At 62.7% G+C, this 18,562-nt stretch carries 16 protein-coding genes; 5 read left to right on the top strand and 11 right to left on the bottom strand.

The window, feature by feature from the left end; translation table 11 throughout:
• Nucleotides 1–78 precede the first annotated feature (78 nt).
• From FS665_RS16910 to grpE, 8 genes are all read right to left on the bottom strand, one after another.
• Nucleotides 79–519: an MFS transporter gene (locus FS665_RS16910; protein WP_145190740.1), complete on the bottom strand. Its 441-nt coding sequence runs from the start codon at nt 517–519 to the stop codon at nt 79–81.
• Entirely contained in the window at nt 497–979 is a 483-nt protein-coding gene (gene greA, locus FS665_RS16905) for a transcription elongation factor GreA (RefSeq protein WP_177326679.1), read from the bottom strand. Before greA ends, FS665_RS16910 begins: the two co-directional genes overlap by 23 nt.
• Nucleotides 976–4,197, bottom strand: a complete 3,222-nt coding sequence (gene carB, locus FS665_RS16900) for a carbamoyl-phosphate synthase large subunit (RefSeq protein WP_145190737.1) — start codon at nt 4,195–4,197, stop codon at nt 976–978. Before carB ends, greA begins: the two co-directional genes overlap by 4 nt.
• 106 nt (nt 4,198–4,303) lie before the next feature.
• On the bottom strand, nt 4,304–5,440 hold the full coding sequence (carA, locus tag FS665_RS16895; protein WP_145190734.1) for a glutamine-hydrolyzing carbamoyl-phosphate synthase small subunit: 1,137 nt from the start codon (nt 5,438–5,440) through the stop codon (nt 4,304–4,306).
• Nucleotides 5,441–5,706: 266 nt separating this feature from the next.
• Complete coding sequence (gene dapB / locus FS665_RS16890; protein WP_145190731.1) at nt 5,707–6,510, bottom strand: 4-hydroxy-tetrahydrodipicolinate reductase; 804 nt, start codon at nt 6,508–6,510, stop codon at nt 5,707–5,709.
• A 13-nt stretch (nt 6,511–6,523) separates the two neighbouring features.
• Nucleotides 6,524–7,648 (bottom strand): molecular chaperone DnaJ, encoded by a 1,125-nt coding sequence (dnaJ, locus tag FS665_RS16885; protein ID WP_145190729.1) that lies wholly within the window; start codon nt 7,646–7,648, stop codon nt 6,524–6,526.
• 197 nt (nt 7,649–7,845) lie between these two features.
• Nucleotides 7,846–9,771 (bottom strand): molecular chaperone DnaK, encoded by a 1,926-nt coding sequence (gene dnaK / locus FS665_RS16880; protein WP_145190726.1) that lies wholly within the window; start codon nt 9,769–9,771, stop codon nt 7,846–7,848.
• Between the two features lie 102 nt (nt 9,772–9,873).
• On the bottom strand, nt 9,874–10,428 hold the full coding sequence (grpE, locus tag FS665_RS16875) for a nucleotide exchange factor GrpE (protein ID WP_145190723.1): 555 nt from the start codon (nt 10,426–10,428) through the stop codon (nt 9,874–9,876).
• 190 nt (nt 10,429–10,618) lie between these two features.
• Here grpE and recN point away from each other — a divergent pair, with 190 nt between their 5' ends.
• Complete coding sequence (gene recN / locus FS665_RS16870; RefSeq protein WP_145190720.1) at nt 10,619–12,292, top strand: DNA repair protein RecN; 1,674 nt, start codon at nt 10,619–10,621, stop codon at nt 12,290–12,292.
• Between the two features lie 78 nt (nt 12,293–12,370).
• Here recN and fur read toward each other — a convergent pair whose 3' ends face one another.
• Nucleotides 12,371–12,775 (bottom strand): ferric iron uptake transcriptional regulator, encoded by a 405-nt coding sequence (gene fur, locus FS665_RS16865; protein WP_145190717.1) that lies wholly within the window; start codon nt 12,773–12,775, stop codon nt 12,371–12,373.
• A gap of 97 nt (nt 12,776–12,872) precedes the next feature.
• On the opposite strand from fur, the gene FS665_RS16860 reads away from it, so the two are divergent.
• Nucleotides 12,873–13,406, top strand: a complete 534-nt coding sequence (locus FS665_RS16860) for an outer membrane protein assembly factor BamE (RefSeq protein ID WP_145190714.1) — start codon at nt 12,873–12,875, stop codon at nt 13,404–13,406.
• A 79-nt stretch (nt 13,407–13,485) separates the two neighbouring features.
• Here FS665_RS16860 and FS665_RS16855 read toward each other — a convergent pair whose 3' ends face one another.
• The gene (locus FS665_RS16855; RefSeq protein ID WP_145190711.1) at nt 13,486–13,920 is read right to left on the bottom strand and encodes a type II toxin-antitoxin system RatA family toxin; all 435 of its coding nucleotides are present in this window, start codon (nt 13,918–13,920) and stop codon (nt 13,486–13,488) included.
• A 163-nt stretch (nt 13,921–14,083) separates the two neighbouring features.
• On the opposite strand from FS665_RS16855, the gene smpB reads away from it, so the two are divergent.
• The gene (gene smpB, locus FS665_RS16850) at nt 14,084–14,566 is read left to right on the top strand and encodes an SsrA-binding protein SmpB (RefSeq protein WP_027917703.1); all 483 of its coding nucleotides are present in this window, start codon (nt 14,084–14,086) and stop codon (nt 14,564–14,566) included.
• 84 nt (nt 14,567–14,650) lie between these two features.
• Here smpB and FS665_RS16845 read toward each other — a convergent pair whose 3' ends face one another.
• Nucleotides 14,651–15,418, bottom strand: coding sequence for an FCD domain-containing protein (locus FS665_RS16845; RefSeq protein WP_145190708.1), 768 nt, complete (start codon nt 15,416–15,418; stop codon nt 14,651–14,653).
• A gap of 256 nt (nt 15,419–15,674) precedes the next feature.
• On the opposite strand from FS665_RS16845, the gene FS665_RS16840 reads away from it, so the two are divergent.
• Nucleotides 15,675–17,345, top strand: a complete 1,671-nt coding sequence (locus FS665_RS16840; RefSeq protein ID WP_145190705.1) for a lactate permease LctP family transporter — start codon at nt 15,675–15,677, stop codon at nt 17,343–17,345.
• Between the two features lie 62 nt (nt 17,346–17,407).
• The gene (gene lldD / locus FS665_RS16835) at nt 17,408–18,553 is read left to right on the top strand and encodes an FMN-dependent L-lactate dehydrogenase LldD (RefSeq protein ID WP_145190702.1); all 1,146 of its coding nucleotides are present in this window, start codon (nt 17,408–17,410) and stop codon (nt 18,551–18,553) included.
• Nucleotides 18,554–18,562: the final 9 nt, after the last annotated feature.

Here is an 18,562-nt window from a genome sequence, read left to right as displayed (position 1 = left end):
CCGGGCTGCTAGCCCGATGCTGCAGTTGTGGGAGCGACCTTGGCCGGACGCTCTCACAAGAGATCGCAACTGACGGGGTTAGCGGCGAGCCTTGACCGGCACCGGCTGGGCCACCAGCACGATGCCGGAAAAGCCCAGCACCAGGAAGCAGAACATCTGCCAGCGCTCGCCGACCGAGATGCCGTAGCGCAAGGTGTAGTACCCCACGCAAGCCGCCAGGCCCATCAGCAACATCTGCCCACGAAACTGCCGCCACCAGGCCGCCAGGCCATCGACCCGCGCCAGCACCGCCAGCTGGGTCAACAAGCCAAGCAACGCCACGCCGATCAACCAGCGGTCGATCTGCCCGGCGATGTCCTGCACCAGCAGCGGCGCTAGGCCGCTGACCTTGAGCGCCGGCACCAGCCCTACATGGAACACCCACAGGCCACCGACCCAGAAAACCTGGGCCAGCTGCCAGAGGATCCCTTCCAGGGATGGCGCGCGCAGGCGCCGATCAGATGTGTTTGACTTCGACAATCTCGTACTCGACCGTACCGCTCGGTGTCTTCACCACGACGGTGTCACCTTCTTCCTTGCCGATAATGGCACGGGCGATGGGTGCGCTGCTCGAAAGCTTGCCTTGTTTCACGTCGGCTTCATCTTCGCCGACGATCTGATAGGTCACTTCGTCATCGGTTTCAGTGTTGGCCAGCACCACGGTGGTGCCGAAAATCACCTTGCCGGTGTGCGCGATGGTCGTGACGTCGATCACCACCGAGTTCTGCAGACGGCCTTCGATGTCGCGGATACGCGCCTCGACCATGCCCTGCTCTTCACGGGCAGCATGGTATTCGGCGTTTTCCTTGAGGTCGCCCAGCTCGCGCGCTTCGCCAATCGCCTGACTCAGGCGCGGGCGCTCGGTCTTGCTCAGGAACGTCAGCTCCTCTTCCAGGGCGCGCGCGCCCTGGACGGTCATTGGGTACTTGGTCATGCTCATGCTTTGAGTCCTGCATGCAGATCCTGCAGGCGACGAACAGTCTTCTCGGGACCGAATTTCAGCGCCTCGCAGATGGCTTCACCGGCCGCAATGGTCGTGGTGCAGTAGATCTTGTGCTGCAGCGCGTTGCGGCGAATCGAGTAAGAGTCGGCAATCGACTGGCGCCCTTCGGTGGTGTTGATGATCAGCGACACTTCGTCGTTCTTGATCATGTCGACCACGTGTGGACGGCCTTCGGTCACCTTGTTGACGCGGCGCACTTTCAGGCCCGCCGCTTCGATGACCTTGGCGGTGCCTGCGGTTGCGACCACTTCGAAGCCCAGGGCGATCAGGTCGCGAGCGACACCGGCCACTTGCGGCTTGTCGTCGTCACGCACGCTGATGAAGGCGGTGCCGCCGGTAGGCAGCACTTCGCTGGCGCCCATCTGGGCCTTGGCGAAGGCTTCACCGAAGCTGTCACCGACACCCATGACTTCGCCGGTGGATTTCATCTCAGGGCCAAGGATCGGGTCAACCCCTGGGAACTTGGCGAACGGGAAGACGGCTTCCTTGACGCTGTAGAAGTTCGGGATGATTTCCTGGGTGAAGCCCAGCTCCTTGAGGGTCTTACCGGCCATGACGCGGGCGGCGATCATGGCCAGCGAGGTGCCGATGCACTTGGACACGAACGGCACGGTACGCGATGCGCGCGGGTTGACCTCGATCACGTAGATCTTCTCGCCCTGCAGCGCCAGCTGCACGTTCATCAGGCCGACGACGCCCAGCTCCAGGGCCATCTTCTTGACCTGCTCGCGGACTTGATCCTGCACGTGCTGGCTCAGCGAGTACGGCGGCAGCGAGCATGCCGAGTCGCCGGAGTGAACGCCGGCCTGCTCGATGTGCTGCATGATCGCGCCGATGACCACGTCAGTGCCGTCGCACACCGCATCCACGTCCATCTCGATGGCGCAGTTGAGGAAGTGGTCGAGCAGTACCGGGCTGTCGTTGGACACCTGGACGGCTTCGCGCAGGTAGCGCTTGAGTTCGTCCAGTTCGTAGACGATCTCCATGGCGCGGCCACCCAGTACGTAGGATGGGCGCACGACCAGCGGGTAACCGATGCCGCCAGCAGCGCTGATGGCTTCTTCTTCACTGCGCACGGTAGCGTTTGGCGGCTGCAGCAGGTTCAGGCGCTGCACCATCTGCTGGAAGCGCTCACGGTCTTCGGCGCGGTCGATGGCGTCTGGGCTGGTACCGATGATCGGTACGCCAGCTTCTTCCAGGGCGCGCGCCAGTTTCAGCGGGGTCTGGCCACCGTAGTGGACGATGACGCCCTTGGGCTTCTCGACGCGGCAGACTTCCAGCACGTCTTCCAGGGTCAACGGCTCGAAGTACAGGCGGTCGGAGGTGTCGTAGTCGGTGGAGACGGTTTCCGGGTTGCAGTTGACCATGATGGTCTCGTAACCGTCTTCACGCAGCGCGAGGGCCGCGTGCACGCAGCAGTAGTCGAACTCGATACCCTGGCCGATACGGTTCGGGCCGCCACCGAGGATCATGATCTTGTCGCGGGTCGACGGGTTGGCCTCGCACTCTTCCTCATAGGTGGAATAGAGGTAGGCGGTGTCGGTGGCGAATTCGGCGGCGCAGGTGTCGACGCGCTTGTAGACCGGGAACACTTCCAGCTTGTGGCGGTGACGACGCAGGTTCTTGTCGGTGATACCAAGCAGCTTGGCCAGGCGCTGGTCAGAGAAGCCCTTGCGCTTGAGGCGCAGCATGTAGTCCTTGTCGATCGACGACAGGGCCAGGGTCTTGACCTTCTCTTCTTCCTTGATCAGGTCTTCCATCTGCACCAGGAACCACATGTCGATGCCGGTGAGCTCGAAGATCTGCTCGCAGGTCATGCCCGAACGCATGGCGTCGGCGACGTACCAGATACGCTCGGCGCCAGGCACGGTCAGCTCGCGCTTGAGGATGCTGGCGGCTTCCGGGTTGCCCAGGTCGACTTTCGGGTCGAGGCCACAGGCGCCGACTTCCAGGCCGCGCAAGGCTTTCTGCAAGGACTCCTGGAAAGTCCGGCCGATGGCCATGACTTCACCCACGGATTTCATCTGGGTGGTCAGGCGGGCGTCGGCCTTGGGGAATTTCTCGAAGGCGAAGCGTGGCAGCTTGGTCACCACGTAGTCGATCGACGGCTCGAAGGATGCCGGGGTACGACCGCCCGTGATGTCGTTCTGCAGCTCGTCGAGGGTGTAACCGATGGCCAGCTTGGCAGCGATCTTGGCGATCGGGAAGCCGGTGGCTTTCGAGGCCAGCGCCGAGGAACGCGAAACCCGCGGGTTCATCTCGATGACGACCATGCGCCCGGTGTTCGGGCAGATGCCGAACTGCACGTTGGAACCGCCGGTTTCGACACCGATTTCACGCAGCACCGCCAGCGAGGCGTTGCGCATGATCTGGTATTCCTTGTCGGTCAGGGTTTGTGCTGGCGCCACGGTGATCGAGTCGCCGGTGTGCACACCCATCGGGTCGAAGTTCTCGATCGAGCAGACGATGATGCAGTTGTCCTTCTTGTCGCGGACCACCTCCATCTCGTATTCCTTCCAGCCGATCAGCGATTCGTCGATCAGCAGTTCCTTGGTCGGCGACAGGTCCAGGCCACGGGTGCAGATTTCTTCGAACTCTTCACGGTTGTAGGCGATGCCGCCGCCGGTGCCGCCCATGGTGAACGAGGGGCGAATGATGCACGGGAAGCCGAGCTTCTCCAGTACCGCATTGGCCTCTTCCATGCTGTGGGCGATGCCGGAGCGTGGGCACTCCAGGCCGATGTCCTTCATGGCCTTGTCGAAACGCGAACGGTCTTCGGCCTTGTCGATGGTGTCGGCATTGGCACCGATCATCTCGACGCCGAACTTTTCCAGGACGCCGTGGCGCTCCAGGTCCAGGGCGCAGTTCAGCGCGGTCTGGCCGCCCATGGTCGGCAGCACTGCGTCTGGGCGCTCTTTTTCGATGATCTTGGCCACCGACTGCCACTTGATCGGCTCGATGTAGGTGGCATCGGCCATGGCCGGGTCGGTCATGATGGTGGCCGGGTTGGAGTTCACCAGGATGACCCGGAAACCTTCTTCGCGCAGGGCTTTACAGGCCTGGGCGCCGGAATAGTCGAACTCGCAGGCCTGGCCGATCACGATCGGGCCAGCGCCGAGAATCAGGATGCTTTTAATGTCTGTACGTTTTGGCATGGTGGTCACTCAAATCCGCGGGTCAGTCGGCAAGCCGTCTTGAACAATCTGGGTCAGGCGCTGCCGGGCGCGGCGCGAGCCGGCCCGGGGCCTTGATGCAGGATGCTCAGCGGCGCTTGGCCATGGCATCGGTGAAACGATCGAACAGTGGCGCGACGTCGGTCGGGCCTGGGCTCGCCTCAGGGTGGCCCTGGAAGCTGAACGCGCTCTTGTCGGTACGCTCGATCCCCTGCAGGGTGCCGTCGAACAGCGACTTGTGGATGGCGCGCACGTTGCCTGGCAGGGTTGCCTCGTCAACGGCGAAACCGTGGTTCTGGCTGGTGATCATGACCACGCCGGTGTCCAGGTCCTGGACGGGGTGGTTGGCACCGTGGTGGCCATGGCCCATCTTCACGGTCTTGGCGCCGGACGCCAGGGCGAGCAACTGGTGGCCGAGGCAGATGCCGAACACCGGAATCTCGGTTTCGAGGATTTCCTTGATCGCCTGGATCGCGTAGTCGCAAGGCTCCGGATCGCCTGGGCCGTTGGACAGGAACACGCCATCGGGGTTGAGCGCCAGCACTTCGCTGGCTGGGGTCTGGGCCGGCACCACGGTCACACGGCAGCCGCGGGCGACCAGCATGCGCAGGATGTTCAGCTTGACGCCGTAGTCGAAGGCGACCACGTGGTACGGCAGGTCGGCAGCGTCGAGGGTCGGGTGGCTGTCGGTTTTCAGCTCCCACACGCTGGAGCGCCATTCGTAGCGCTCCTTGGTGGAAACGACCTTGGCCAGGTCCATGCCCTTGAGGCCCGGGAAACCGCGCGCGGCAGCGATGGCGGCTTCTTCGCTGATGTTGTCACCGGCCAGGATGCAGCCGTTCTGGGCGCCCTTTTCACGCAGGATTCGGGTCAGGCGACGGGTGTCGATGCCAGCGATGGCGACGACGTTGTTGGCCTTGAGGTAGTCCGGCAGCGACTGGGTGTTACGCCAGTTGCTGGCCAGCAGCGGCAGGTCGCGGATGACCAGGCCAGCAGACCAGACACGGTTGGACTCGGCATCTTCCGGGGTGGTACCGGTGTTGCCGATGTGCGGGTAGGTCAGGGTAACGATTTGCTGCGCGTAGGAAGGGTCTGTAAGGATTTCCTGGTAGCCGGTCATAGCGGTATTGAACACCACCTCACCAACGGTCTGACCGTCGGCACCGATGGCTTCACCGCGAAAAATACTGCCGTCGGCAAGGGCGAGTATGGCTGGCTTTGTCAAGAAGACCTCCCGTAGATCAAGCATGAAAGGGCGATCGCAGGTTGCAAAAAAGCGGAGTGACGTATGGACACGTCACCCCGCTTTTATGTGCTGAATTCAATTCGCTGCGCGCTTTTAGTGGACACACTAAAGCTGTAGCTTACAGAAAAGTGCGTTTTCGGTCTACCGTATATGTGTCTCTAAAACACACCATTGCGACAGACTGCCATCGATGCTGGCCTCCTCGCAGGCACGCCCACAAGAAAACCAGCATCTGCCGCGCGTGTTCAGCGCAGGTCTAGCACGTCCTGCATGTCGTACAAGCCCGGCGTGCGGCCATCGAGCCACAGCGCGGCACGTACTGCACCTTTGGCGAAGGTCATGCGGCTCGAGGCTTTGTGCGTGATCTCCAGGCGCTCGCCCTCGGCGGCGAACAGCACGGTGTGGTCACCCACCACGTCGCCGGCGCGCACCGTGGCAAAGCCGATGGTCTTGCGATCACGGGCGCCGGTCTGGCCTTCACGGCCATACACCGCCACTTCCTGCAAATCGCGGCCCAGGGCATTGGCAACCACCTCACCCATGCGCAGTGCCGTGCCCGACGGGGCATCGACCTTGTGCCGGTGATGCGCCTCGATGATCTCGATGTCGACATCATCACCCAACACGCGGGCGGCCATGTCGAGCAGCTTGAGGCTCAAGTTGACGCCCACGCTGAAGTTGGCGGCGAACACGATGGGAATGTCCTTGCCCGCGTCGGCCAGCAGCTGTTTTTCCTCGACGCTGAAGCCGGTGGTGCCGATGACCATGGCCTTGCCGTGCTTGCGGCAGAAGGCCAGGTTTTTCAGGGTCACCGAAGGGTGGGTGAAGTCGATCAGCACATCGAACTCATCCGCCACCTTCGCCAGGTCATCCGACAGCAGCACGCCGATGCGGCCCAGGGCTGCCAGCTCACCAGCGTCGGCGCCGACCAGCGAGCTGTCCGGCCGATCGACCGCCGCCGTTAGCCCGGCACCGGGGTTTTGCTGCACGGCTTCGATCAGCGTCTTGCCCATCCGCCCTGCCGCGCCCATCACTGCAATACGTCGCATAGCTAATTCCTTGTCAGAGATCGCCGAAGAAGCGCTTTACGCCGTCGAACCAGCCGTTGGCCTTGGGCGAATGGGAACTGTCGCCTTCCAGCGAGCTGCGCAGCTCTTCGAGCAGCTCACGCTGACGGCGGCTGAGGTTGACCGGGGTTTCCACCGCCACACGGCACAGCAGGTCACCAGCGCCACCGCCGCGTACCGGCGCAACGCCCTTGCCGCGCAAGCGGAACTGCTTGCCGGTTTGCGTGCCTTCGGGGATTTTCAGCTTGACCCGGCCGTCGAGGGTCGGCACTTCCAGCTCGCCGCCCAGGGCAGCGTCGGTGTAGCTGATCGGCACTTCGCAGTACAGGTGCTTGCCATCCCGCTGGAAGATCTCGTGCTCGCGCACACTGATCACCACGTACAGATCGCCCGTCGGGCCACCGTGGGTGCCGGCTTCGCCTTCGCCAGACAGGCGAATGCGGTCACCAGTATCGACACCGGCCGGCACCTTGACCGACAGCGTCTTGGACTCTTCGACACGGCCTTCGCCATGACACGAGGAGCACGGGTCGGTGATGATCTTGCCTTGGCCATGGCAACGCGGGCAGGTCTGCTGCACCGAGAAGAAGCCCTGCTGCATGCGCACCTGACCGATACCGCCGCAGGTTGGGCAGGTAGACGGCGTGGAGCCTTTCTTGGCGCCGGAACCGTCGCACGGCGTGCAATTGACCAGGGTCGGCACGCGGATGCTGACGGTGGTGCCGCGCACGGCTTCTTCAAGGTTCAGCTCCAGGGTGTAGCGCAGGTCGCTGCCGCGCTGGGCGCCGCCTCGACCGCCACCGCGGCCGCCACCGAAGAAGTCGCTGAATACGTCGCCGAAGATATCGGAGAAGTTGGCGCCGCCGAAGCCGGCACCGCCACCCCCCATGCTTGGGTCGACGCCGGCGTGGCCGTATTGGTCGAACGCCGCGCGCTTGCTTGCGTCAGACAGCACTTCGTAGGCCTCGTTGGCCTCCTTGAACTTGTCTTCGGACTCCTTATCGCCCGGGTTGCGGTCCGGGTGGTACTTCATTGCCAGACGGCGGTAAGCCTTCTTGAGGTCAGCTTCGCTGGCGCCGCGCTCGACACCTAGGACCTCATAATAATCACGCTTGGACATAGGTCATTTGCACCTTGTTGGGCGTACGGCATCTGCGCCGCGCCATCAGCACCTGCCTGCGCGCCGTCAATGGCGCGGACAAATGCTGTAAAAAATCTCGAATTCCAGATACGCCAACGCGGGAGCAAGCCCCCGCGCGGCGACATCCTACCAGCTCGACGGCCTAAGCCGGTGAACGGGTCGACAACATGCAGCGATTACTTCTTGTCGTCGCCTTTGACTTCTTCGAACTCGGCGTCAACCACGTCATCCTGCTTGGCTTCAGGCTCAGCCTGCTGAGCACCGCCCTGAGGCTGCTCGGCTTGCTGCTCGGCGTACATCTTCTGAGCAACGGGCGCGGAGACCTTGGACAGCTCTTCGACCTTGGCATCGATCGCCGCCTTGTCGTCGCCTTTGACAGCGGCTTCCAGGGCAACCACGGCCGCTTCGATGGCGGTTTTTTCTTCCGCGGTGACCTTGTCACCCGCGTCAGCGACCATCTTGCGGGTCGAGTGAACCAGTGCATCACCCTGGTTACGGGCGGCAGCCAGCTCTTCGAACTTGCGGTCTTCCTCGGCGTTGGCCTCGGCGTCACGCACCATGCGCTCGATCTCTTCATCCGACAGGCCGGAGTTGGCCTTGATCACGATGGACTGGGTCTTGCCAGTGGCCTTGTCCTTGGCGCCGACGTGCAGAATGCCGTTGGCGTCGATGTCGAAGGTCACTTCGATCTGTGGCACGCCACGTGGCGCAGGTGGGATGTCGGCCAGGTCGAACTTGCCCAGGGACTTGTTCTGCGCAGCCTGCTTACGCTCACCTTGCAGCACGTGGATGGTCACGGCGCTCTGGTTGTCGTCGGCCGTCGAGAACACCTGCGACTTCTTGGTCGGAATGGTGGTGTTCTTCTCGATCAGCGCGGTCATCACGCCGCCCATGGTTTCGATACCCAGGGTCAGTGGGCTGACGTCCAGCAGCAGCACGTCCTTGACGTCACCGGCCAGTACCGCGCCCTGGATGGCAGCGCCCATGGCCACTGCTTCGTCCGGGTTGACGTCCTTGCGCGCTTCTTTACCGAAGAAGTCGGCAACGGCTTTCTGCACCATCGGCATACGGGTCTGGCCACCGACCAGGATCACGTCGTCGATCTTGCTGGCGTCGATGCCGGCATCTTTCAGGGCGATGCGGCAAGGCTCGATGGTACGGCTGACCAGGTCTTCGACCAGCGACTCCAGCTTGGCGCGGGAGATCTTCACGTTCAGGTGCTTCGGACCGGTGGCGTCTGCAGTGATGTACGGCAGGTTGACATCGGTCGACTGCGCCGAAGACAGCTCGATCTTGGCTTTTTCAGCGGCTTCTTTCAGGCGCTGCAGAGCCAGAGGATCGTTCTTCAGGTCCATGCCGGACTCTTTCTTGAACTCGTCGACGAGGTAGTCGATCAGGCGCATGTCGAAGTCTTCGCCACCCAGGAAGGTGTCGCCGTTGGTAGCCAGCACTTCGAACTGGTGCTCGCCATCGACTTCGGCGATTTCGATGACCGAAACGTCGAAGGTACCACCACCGAGGTCATAAACGATGACGGTGTGGTCGCCCTTGGCCTTGTCCATGCCATACGCCAGTGCAGCGGCGGTTGGCTCGTTGATGATGCGCTTGACGTCCAGACCGGCAATACGGCCGGCGTCTTTGGTGGCCTGGCGCTGGCTGTCGTTGAAGTAGGCCGGAACGGTGATGACCGCTTCGGTGACTGGTTCGCCGAGGTAGTCTTCGGCGGTCTTCTTCATTTTCTTCAGGACTTCGGCGCTGATCTGTGGGGGCGCCATTTCCTTGCCACTGGCTTCTACCCAGGCGTCGCCGTTACCGGCCTTGACGATCTTGTAGGGCACCAGCTTGATGTCTTTCTGCACGACGTCTTCTTCGAAGCGGCGACCGATCAGGCGCTTGACGGCGAACAGGGTGTTGTGTGGGTTGGTGACGGCTTGACGCTTGGCCGACTGACCGACCAGGATTTCGCCATCGTTGGCGTAGGCCACGATCGAAGGGGTAGTACGCGCGCCTTCGGCGTTTTCGATGACCTTGACGTTACCGTTTTCCAGAATGGAGACGCACGAGTTGGTGGTCCCCAGGTCGATACCGATGATTTTGCCCATGTTAACTCTCCCGAAACTTGAATTTGGTGGCAGTTACCCTGCTTGGCTAACTGCGGTAATACTTGAACGCTTGACACCTAGATGGGGGTGGCCCGGAAGATTTCAAGCCTTCTCATCGATAGAAGGTTGCGGCGCAGCCGGCGCCTTGCTCACCACCACCATGGCTGGGCGCAGCAGGCGGCCATTGAGCAGGTAGCCCTTCTGGAAAACGTTGAGCACGCTGTTCGGCTCGACCTCGGCGTTCTCCTGCATGGCCATCGCCTGGTGATGCTCGGGGTTGAACGGCTGCCCGTGCGGATCGACCGCTTCGAGGTTGTAGCGCTTGAGGGTGTCCTGGAACATCTTCAGGGTCAGCTCGACGCCTTCGCGGATCTGCTTGACGTGCTCGTCGTCGGCGCTCGAGTGGGCCAGGGCCAGTTCCAGGCTGTCGATCACCGGCAGCAGGTCGGCAGAGAATTTCTCGAGGGCGAACTTGTGTGCCTTCTCGACATCCTGCTCGGCGCGGCGACGGATGTTCTGCACTTCGGCAGCGGTACGCAGGGACTGGTCCTTGGCGGCGGCCAGCTGCTCCTCGAGCACCTGAACGCGGGTGCCCAGATCGTCGGCACCTGCCGCTTCGGCGTTTAGGTTTTCTTGATCCAGCTGTTCATCAGCCATGGGTTATCTCCTCCGCAATGTCTGTTGGACGAGCAAAGCTCGCCTGTCTGCCGGCTATATGGGGCCGGAAAACCCAGGTTCAAGGGGCAAGGTGGTTTTCCGGGCGAAGAGAAAATCCGCCGAGGGGCATTGGCAGGGCTGAAAAAAGTACTGTATAAATAACCAGACCTGAACTTCGGGAGCCGCCCCCATGCTGGTGCACCTGTCCATTCACAACTACGCCATCGTCGAGCACCTGGATCTGGAAATCGCCCGTGGCATGTCCGTCATCACCGGTGAAACCGGTGCGGGTAAATCGATCATGCTCGACGCCCTGGGCCTGGCCCTGGGCGACCGCGCCGACAGTGGCGTGGTGCGCCCAGGCACCGACAAGGCGGACATCCTCGCCACCTTCGACCTGGTGGACATTCCCGAAGCCCATGCCTGGCTGGCCGAGCGCGACCTGAGCGACGAGGGCCCGTGCATTCTGCGCCGGGTCATCACCGCCGAGGGGCGCAGCCGCGGCTACATCAATGGCACGCCCTGCCCGCTTGGCGACCTGAAGGCGCTCGGCGAGCTGTTGATCGACATCCACAGCCAGCACGAACACCAGTCCCTGCTCAAGACCGACACCCATCGCCGCCTGCTGGACGAGTACGCCGGCGCGATCGATCTGTCGCGCCAGGTGCAGCTGGCCTCCAAGCGCTGGAACCAGACGCGCCTGGAGCTCGAGCGGCTGAGCAACTCGGGCGATGAACAGCGCGCCCGTCATCAGTTGCTCAGCTATCAGCTCGAAGAGCTCGACAACCTGGGCCTGGGCGAAAACGAGCTGGAACAGCTCGAGCAGGAACACAAGAACCTGACCAACGCCGAAGCCCTGTTCGGCATCTGCCGTCAGGTCATCGACCAGTGCAGCGAAAGCGACTCGGGCAACGTGCTCAGCGCGCTGACCGCCAGCCTCAATCGCCTGGGCGCGGCGGCCAATGCCCCGCGCGCGCTGAACGAAGCGGCGACCATGATCGCCAGCGCGCAGATCCAGGTCGAAGAAGCCGTGGGCGAACTCAATCGCTTCCTCGACAACTTCGACGCCGACCCCATGCGCCTGCAGGCACTGGAAGAGCGCCTCGACACCATCTATACCCTGGCGCGCAAACACCGCGTGCACCCCACCGAGCTGCCGCGCCTGCAGCAGCAGCTGATGGACGAGCTCGAAGGCCTCAACGCCAGTGATGAATCAGTCGAACGCCTGGGTGAAGAACTCGGCGCCTTTGCTCAGCACTATAAAGAGAAGGCCAAAGAGCTGAGCGCCTTGCGCCAGCAAGCGGCCAAGCAACTGGCCGTTGCCGTGGAACAGGAAATCCAGCGCCTGGGCATGCCTGGCGGGCGGTTCTGCATTCAGCTGACACCGGTCGAGGGTAACGACTTGTCGCCCCACGGCCTGGAGCAGATCGAGCTGCTGGTCAGCGCCAACCCAGGCCAGCCACTCAAAGGCCTGGCCAAGGTAGCGTCCGGTGGCGAGCTGTCGCGTATCAGCCTGGCGATCCAGGTGATCACCGCGCAGACCTCACGCATCCCGACCCTGGTGTTCGACGAAGTGGACGTGGGCATCGGTGGCCCCACGGCGGAAATCGTCGGCCAATTGCTGCGCCGCCTGGGCGAGCGCGGCCAGGTGCTGACCGTGACCCACCTGCCGCAGGTGGCCGCACAAGGGCATCATCACCTTTATGTGCACAAGGTGCGCAACAGTGAGACCACCCACACAGCGGTGGCGAGCCTGGGTAAGCGCGAGCGGGTCGAAGAGGTGGCGCGCATGCTGGGTGGCATCGACCTGACCAAGGAGTCGCTGGCCCATGCGCGCAAGATGGTCGTGTCGGGCAAGGCTTGATTCCCACTTTTTTTCACGCTGTAGAAAGCAAAAAGGCGACCCTGGGGTCGCCTTTGCTATTTCTAGCGAGCTAAATCGTTACTTTTTCTTACGCACATAGAGGACCAGATTGTGGTCCACCAGCTCGTAGCCATGCTCGGCCACGATCTCCTTCTGGCGGCGCTCGATTTCTGCGTCCATGAACTCGATTACTTCACTGGTCTCCACGTTGACCATATGGTCGTGGTGACCGCCGTCAGCCAGCTCGAACACCGCGTGGCCGCCGTCGAAGTTGTGGCGTACCACCAGACCCGCTGCTTCGAACTGGGTCAGTACGCGATAGACGGTTGCCAGACCGACGTCCTCGCCAGCCTCCATCAGTGCCTTGTAAACATCTTCGGCACTCATGTGACGTTGCTCGGCAGAATCGAGCATTTGAAGGATCTTGACTCGAGGCAGGGTTACCTTGAGACCGGCTTTGCGCAATTCGCTATTTTCAACCATGGTCAGCTTTCTCGCCGATGCTGCTTCGCAGCTTCTCTTAATACGGGTATGATCGGGGTTTACGTTGTCCAGCCAAGATAGTGGAAGTCGCCCACCGATGCAAAACACCAAGCTCTTGCTAACCAGCCTCACCTTCGTGGGACTGCTCGCACTCGCCGGTTGCTCGTTTCCCGGGGTTTACAAAATCGACATCCAGCAGGGCAATGTCGTCACGCAGGACATGATAGACCAATTGCGGCCGGGAATGACCCGCCGGCAAGTAAGGTTTATCATGGGCAACCCCCTGCTGCAGGACACGTTCAACACCAATCGGTGGGACTACCTGTACAGCCTTCAGCCTGGTGGCGGTCAGCGCCAGCAGGAGCGGATGAGCATCTTCTTCAACGACAGCGACCAACTGGTCAGCCTGTCTGGCGACTTCATGCCAGGCGTCAGCCGCGACCAGGAAATCCTCGGTGGCAGCAGCGACACCACGGTCAGCCCGGCCAACCAGCCGCAGCAGGGCACCTCGCAGCCAGAAGAGACGCCGGCCAAGCCAGGCTCGGTGGAAGAATCCATCCAGCGCGAGATCGACACCATCGAAACCACGCCAGTGCCGACCCCGGCACCGCTGGAAACCTCGCCGCAGTAATTATCGGCCAGATGAAAAAGCCCGGACCATGGTCCGGGCTTTTTATTGCCTGTTCGAGCCGCCAGGCGCTGCCAGGCGCTTAGCCGTTGAGTTGCTTGGCACGCTGGCAGAACGCGTCGACCAAGGTGTTGGCAGCCTGGTTGAACAGCGGCCCCAGGGTCGCGCGCACGATCGCGCCGGCGTAGTCGAAGGTCAGGTCCAGGCTGATCTTGCAGGCCTTGTCGCCCAGCGGCTTGAACACCCACAGGCCGTGCAGCTGAGTGAACGGCCCTTCCTCCAGGTTCATCTCGATGGAGCGCCCCGGCACCAGCACGTTACGCGTGACGAAGTGCTGGCTGATGCCGCCCTTGGCCACTTCCAACTTGGCGCGCATCAGGGTTTCACTGGCCTCGATCACCGTGGAGGCCGAGCACCAGGGCAGGAATTCGGGATAGCTGGCCACGTCGTTGACCAGGTCGTACAGCGCCTGGGCCGGATACGGCAGCAGGGCGGAACGTTGAATATGAGTAGTCATCCAGGCGTCATTTCCAATGCTGGTGGGCGGCGCTTCGCAGCGGGGCGAAAACGGGTTCTGTACAAAGAACAGGCCTTGCATTGTCCGGTATTCATTGCAGTGGCTCAAGCATACCGAAATCCCGTAGCCGACCGCGCAATGACTTGCCTATAATGCCGGCCCTATGGCTAAACAAAAGAAACATCCGACCGGGACCATCGCGCAAAACAAAAAGGCGCGACACGATTACTTCATCGAACACAAGTTCGAGGCCGGACTGGTCCTGTCCGGTTGGGAAGTAAAAAGCCTGCGGGCCGGCAAGGCGCACCTGACCGACAGCTACGTGCTGCTCAAGGATGGCGAAGCCTGGCTGTTCGGCAGCCACATCACCCCGCTGAATACCGCCAGCACCCACGTCATCGCCGACCCGATGCGCACGCGCAAGCTGCTGCTGAACAAACGCGAGCTCGAGCGCGTGGAAGCGGCCGTGGCGCAAAAGGGTTACACCTGCGTGGCCCTGGCGCTGTACTGGAGCAAGCACCTGATCAAGTGCGAGATCGCACTCGGCAAGGGCAAGAAGGAGTTCGACAAGCGCGACACCATGCGCGAGCGCGACTCCAACCGCGAGCTGCAACGGGCGGTGCGCAACAAGGGCAAGGAAGAGTAATTCCTGCCCTGTGCAGCCTCGCCCAGGCGAGGCCGCTCCCACGGCAAATTGCGCCAGGCTTTTAATTGAGCAAGGCGGTGCAGCTCAACAGCCGCCGCGCCGCTCGGCCCGGGCTACCCGCTGCGCTTCGTGTTGCGCCTCTTGCAGCACCTCCTGCACATACAGAATGTGCCGGCTGGACACCTCGCGGGCATCTTCCGCCCTGCCCTCGACAATCGCCTGGTACAACTCGCGGTGCTGACTGATCAGCATGTCGCGGGTTTCACTGCGTTGCTGGTACATGCCGCCGATGTTGGTTACCACGTTACGCTTGAGCAGGTCGAACAAGCCGCGAATGGTGTGCAGCAGCACGGCGTTGTGGCTTGCCTCGGCGATGGCCAGGTGAAAACGCGCATCGGCCGCGCCCTCTTCGGCACGGGTGACTTCATCGACCCGCGCATAGCAGTCCTGCAGCGTATCGAAGGCCGCCTTCAGCCGCGCTCGATCAGGCTCGGTAGCGCGCTGGGCCGCATAGTAGGCGCATGACGCCTCCAGGGTGTGGCGAAATTCGAGCAAGTCACGCTGCGCCTCGGCACTGTGCTCGAGCAGCTGCAGCAGTGGGTCGCTGAAGGTCGAGCCAAGCGATTCGGCAACGTAGTTGCCGCCACCCTGGCGGCTGATCAGCAACCCCTTGGCCACCAGCTTCTGAATGGCCTCGCGCAGTGATGGGCGGGACACGCCAAACTGTTCGGCCAGGACGCGTTCGGCCGGCAGCCGCTGCCCCGAGGTCAGCGTGCCTTCCAGAATCATTCCCTCCAGCCGATCGACAATGTCGTCGGACAGGCGCCGCTGGCGGACCTGATCAAAAACCATCACATGCTCTCCACAAATTCCTGACCGCTTGCAGGCAAGGCTCATTCTCGCCGATCTGCGCCGGGCAGACACTCATCAGGTGAGATTTTTCCAGGCTGAGCACAGCGCCATTCATCGCCACTCGACCAAAGTTCTGCTCAGGACAAATTGACACACCCACGACAGCGCTTTTAACCTAGCGACCAGCCATTGTAAATTGGTCTTACCAATTATCCAAGGGCAGTGCCTGACCAACAACAATTAGGGGCCACCCCATATGCAAACCTGGCAACAACTCTATTCCCCGCTTGGTAGCCTCGGCCTGTCCGCACTGGCGGCGGTCGTGCCCATCGTGTTCTTCTTCCTGGCCCTGGCCGTGTTCCGCCTCAAAGGGCATGTGGCGGGCAGCATCACCCTCGGCCTGTCGATCCTGGTGGCGATTTTCGCCTTCCAGATGCCTGTGGACATGGCCCTGGCCGCAGCGGGCTATGGCTTCCTTTACGGCCTGTGGCCAATCGCCTGGATCATCGTCGCCGCGGTGTTCCTGTACAAACTCACGGTCAAGAGCGGCCAATTCGAAGTGATCCGCAGCTCGGTGCTGTCGATCACCGATGACCAACGCCTGCAGGTATTGCTGATCGGCTTCTGCTTCGGCGCATTCCTCGAAGGTGCGGCCGGCTTCGGCGCGCCGGTGGCCATCACCGCTGCCTTGCTGGTGGGCCTGGGCTTCAACCCGCTGTACGCGGCCGGCCTGTGCCTGATCGCCAACACCGCACCGGTGGCCTTCGGCGCCTTGGGCATCCCGATCATCGTGGCCGGCCAGGTCACCGGCATCGACGCCTTCCACATCGGCGCCATGACCGGCCGCCAGCTGCCACTGCTGTCGCTGTTCGTGCCGTTCTGGCTGGTGTTCATGATGGACGGCATGCGCGGCGTCAAGGAAACCTGGCCCGCCGCGCTGGTCGCCGGCCTGAGCTTCGCCGTGACCCAGTACTTCACCTCGAACTTCATCGGCCCGGAACTGCCGGACATCACCTCGGCCCTGGCCAGCCTGATCTGCCTGACGCTGTTCCTGAAGGTCTGGCAGCCCAAGCGCGCCTTCGCCGAAGCCAAGGCCAGCGTCGGCGCCGCCGTGGTGCAGCCGAGCGGCAGCCAGCCAAGCCCGTACAGCTTTGGCGAAATCTTCAAAGCCTGGTCGCCGTTCCTGATCCTGACCGTGCTGGTCACCCTCTGGACCTTGAAACCGTTCAAGGCCGCCTTCGCCCCGGGCGGCGCGATGTACAACTTCGTGTTCAACTTCGCCATCCCGCACCTTGACCAGCTGGTGATCAAGACCGCGCCGATCGTCACCGCGCCCACCGCCATGCCAGCGGTGTTCAAGCTTGACCCGATCTCCGCCACCGGCACGGCGATCTTCCTCTCGGCGCTGATTTCCATGGCGGTGCTGAAGATCAACTTCAAAACTGGTCTGACCACTTTCAAGGAAACCTTCTGGGAGCTGCGCTGGCCAATCCTGTCGATCGGCATGGTGCTGGCGTTCGCCTTCGTCACCAACTACTCCGGCATGTCGTCGACCATGGCCCTGGTGCTGGCCGGCACCGGCGCGGCGTTCCCGTTCTTCTCGCCGTTCCTCGGTTGGCTGGGGGTGTTCCTGACCGGCTCGGACACCTCGTCCAATGCCCTGTTCAGCTCGCTGCAGGCGACCACCGCGCACCAGATCGGCGTCAACGACACCTTGCTGGTCGCCGCCAACACCAGCGGCGGCGTGACCGGCAAGATGATCTCGCCGCAGTCGATCGCCGTGGCCTGCGCCGCCACCGGATTGGTCGGCAAGGAGTCCGATCTGTTCCGCTTCACCGTCAAGCACAGCCTGTTCTTCGCCACCATCGTCGGCCTGATCACCTTGATCCAGGCCTATTGGCTGACCGGCATGCTGGTTCATCACTAAAGTGAAAGGGGCCGGGCGCACGACGCGCCCGGCATCTCCTTCAACCCACGCTGCGAGAATCCATGATCATTTCCGCCTCTACCGACTATCGCGCCGCGGCCCAACGCAAGCTGCCACCGTTTCTTTTCCACTACGCCGACGGCGGTGCCTACGCCGAGCACACCTTGCGCCACAACGTCTCGGACCTGGCCGGCATCGCCCTGCGCCAGCGCGTGCTGAAGAACATGTCCGAGCTGAGCCTGCAAACCCAGCTGTTCGGCGAAACCCTGAGCATGCCGGTGGCCCTGGCCCCGGTCGGCCTCACCGGCATGTACGCCCGCCGTGGTGAAGTGCAGGCGGCGCGTGCGGCGGCCGCGCATGGCATCCCATTCACCATGTCGACCGTGTCGGTCTGCCCGATCGAAGAAGTCGCCCCGGCCATCGACCGGCCGATGTGGTTTCAGCTGTATGTGCTCAAGGACCGCGGCTTCATGCGCAATGCGCTGGAGCGGGCCAAGGCAGCCGGGGTCAGGACCCTGGTGTTCACCGTCGACATGCCCACCCCCGGTGCGCGCTACCGCGACGCCCATTCCGGCATGAGCGGCAAGCACGGCCCGCTGCGCCGCATGCTGCAGGCCATGACCCACCCGCAGTGGGCCTGGGACGTTGGCGTCAATGGCCGGCCGCATGACCTGGGCAACATCTCCACCTACCGTGGCAACCCCACAGGCCTGGCCGACTACATCGGCTGGCTGGCGGCCAACTTCGACCCGTCGATTTCCTGGAAAGACCTGGAGTGGATCCGCGAATTCTGGGACGGCCCGATGATCATCAAAGGCATTCTCGATGCCGACGACGCCCGTGATGCGGTCAAGTTCGGCGCCGACGGTATCGTTGTGTCCAACCACGGTGGGCGCCAGCTCGATGGCGTGTTGTCCAGCGCCCGCGCCCTGCCGGCGATTGCCGACGCGGTCAAAGGTGACCTGAAGATTCTGGCCGACTCGGGCATCCGCAGTGGCCTGGACGTGGTGCGCATGATCGCCCTCGGCGCCGACACGGTGCTGATCGGCCGCGCCTTCCTCTGGGCCTTGGCCGTGCACGGTCAGGCCGGGGTGAAAAACCTGCTCGAGCTGTTCGAGAAGGAAATGCGCGTGGCCATGGTGCTGACCGGCGCCAAGACCATCGGCGACATCACCCGTGACTCGCTGGTCCGCGAACTGGGCGCCTGAACCCGCCCT

The organism is Pseudomonas sp. URMO17WK12:I11, assembly GCF_007677725.1.
GTDB lineage: Bacteria > Pseudomonadota > Gammaproteobacteria > Pseudomonadales > Pseudomonadaceae > Aquipseudomonas.
Note: the sequence above shows the minus strand (reverse complement) of the source record. Positions and strands in the feature narration are given on the sequence as shown.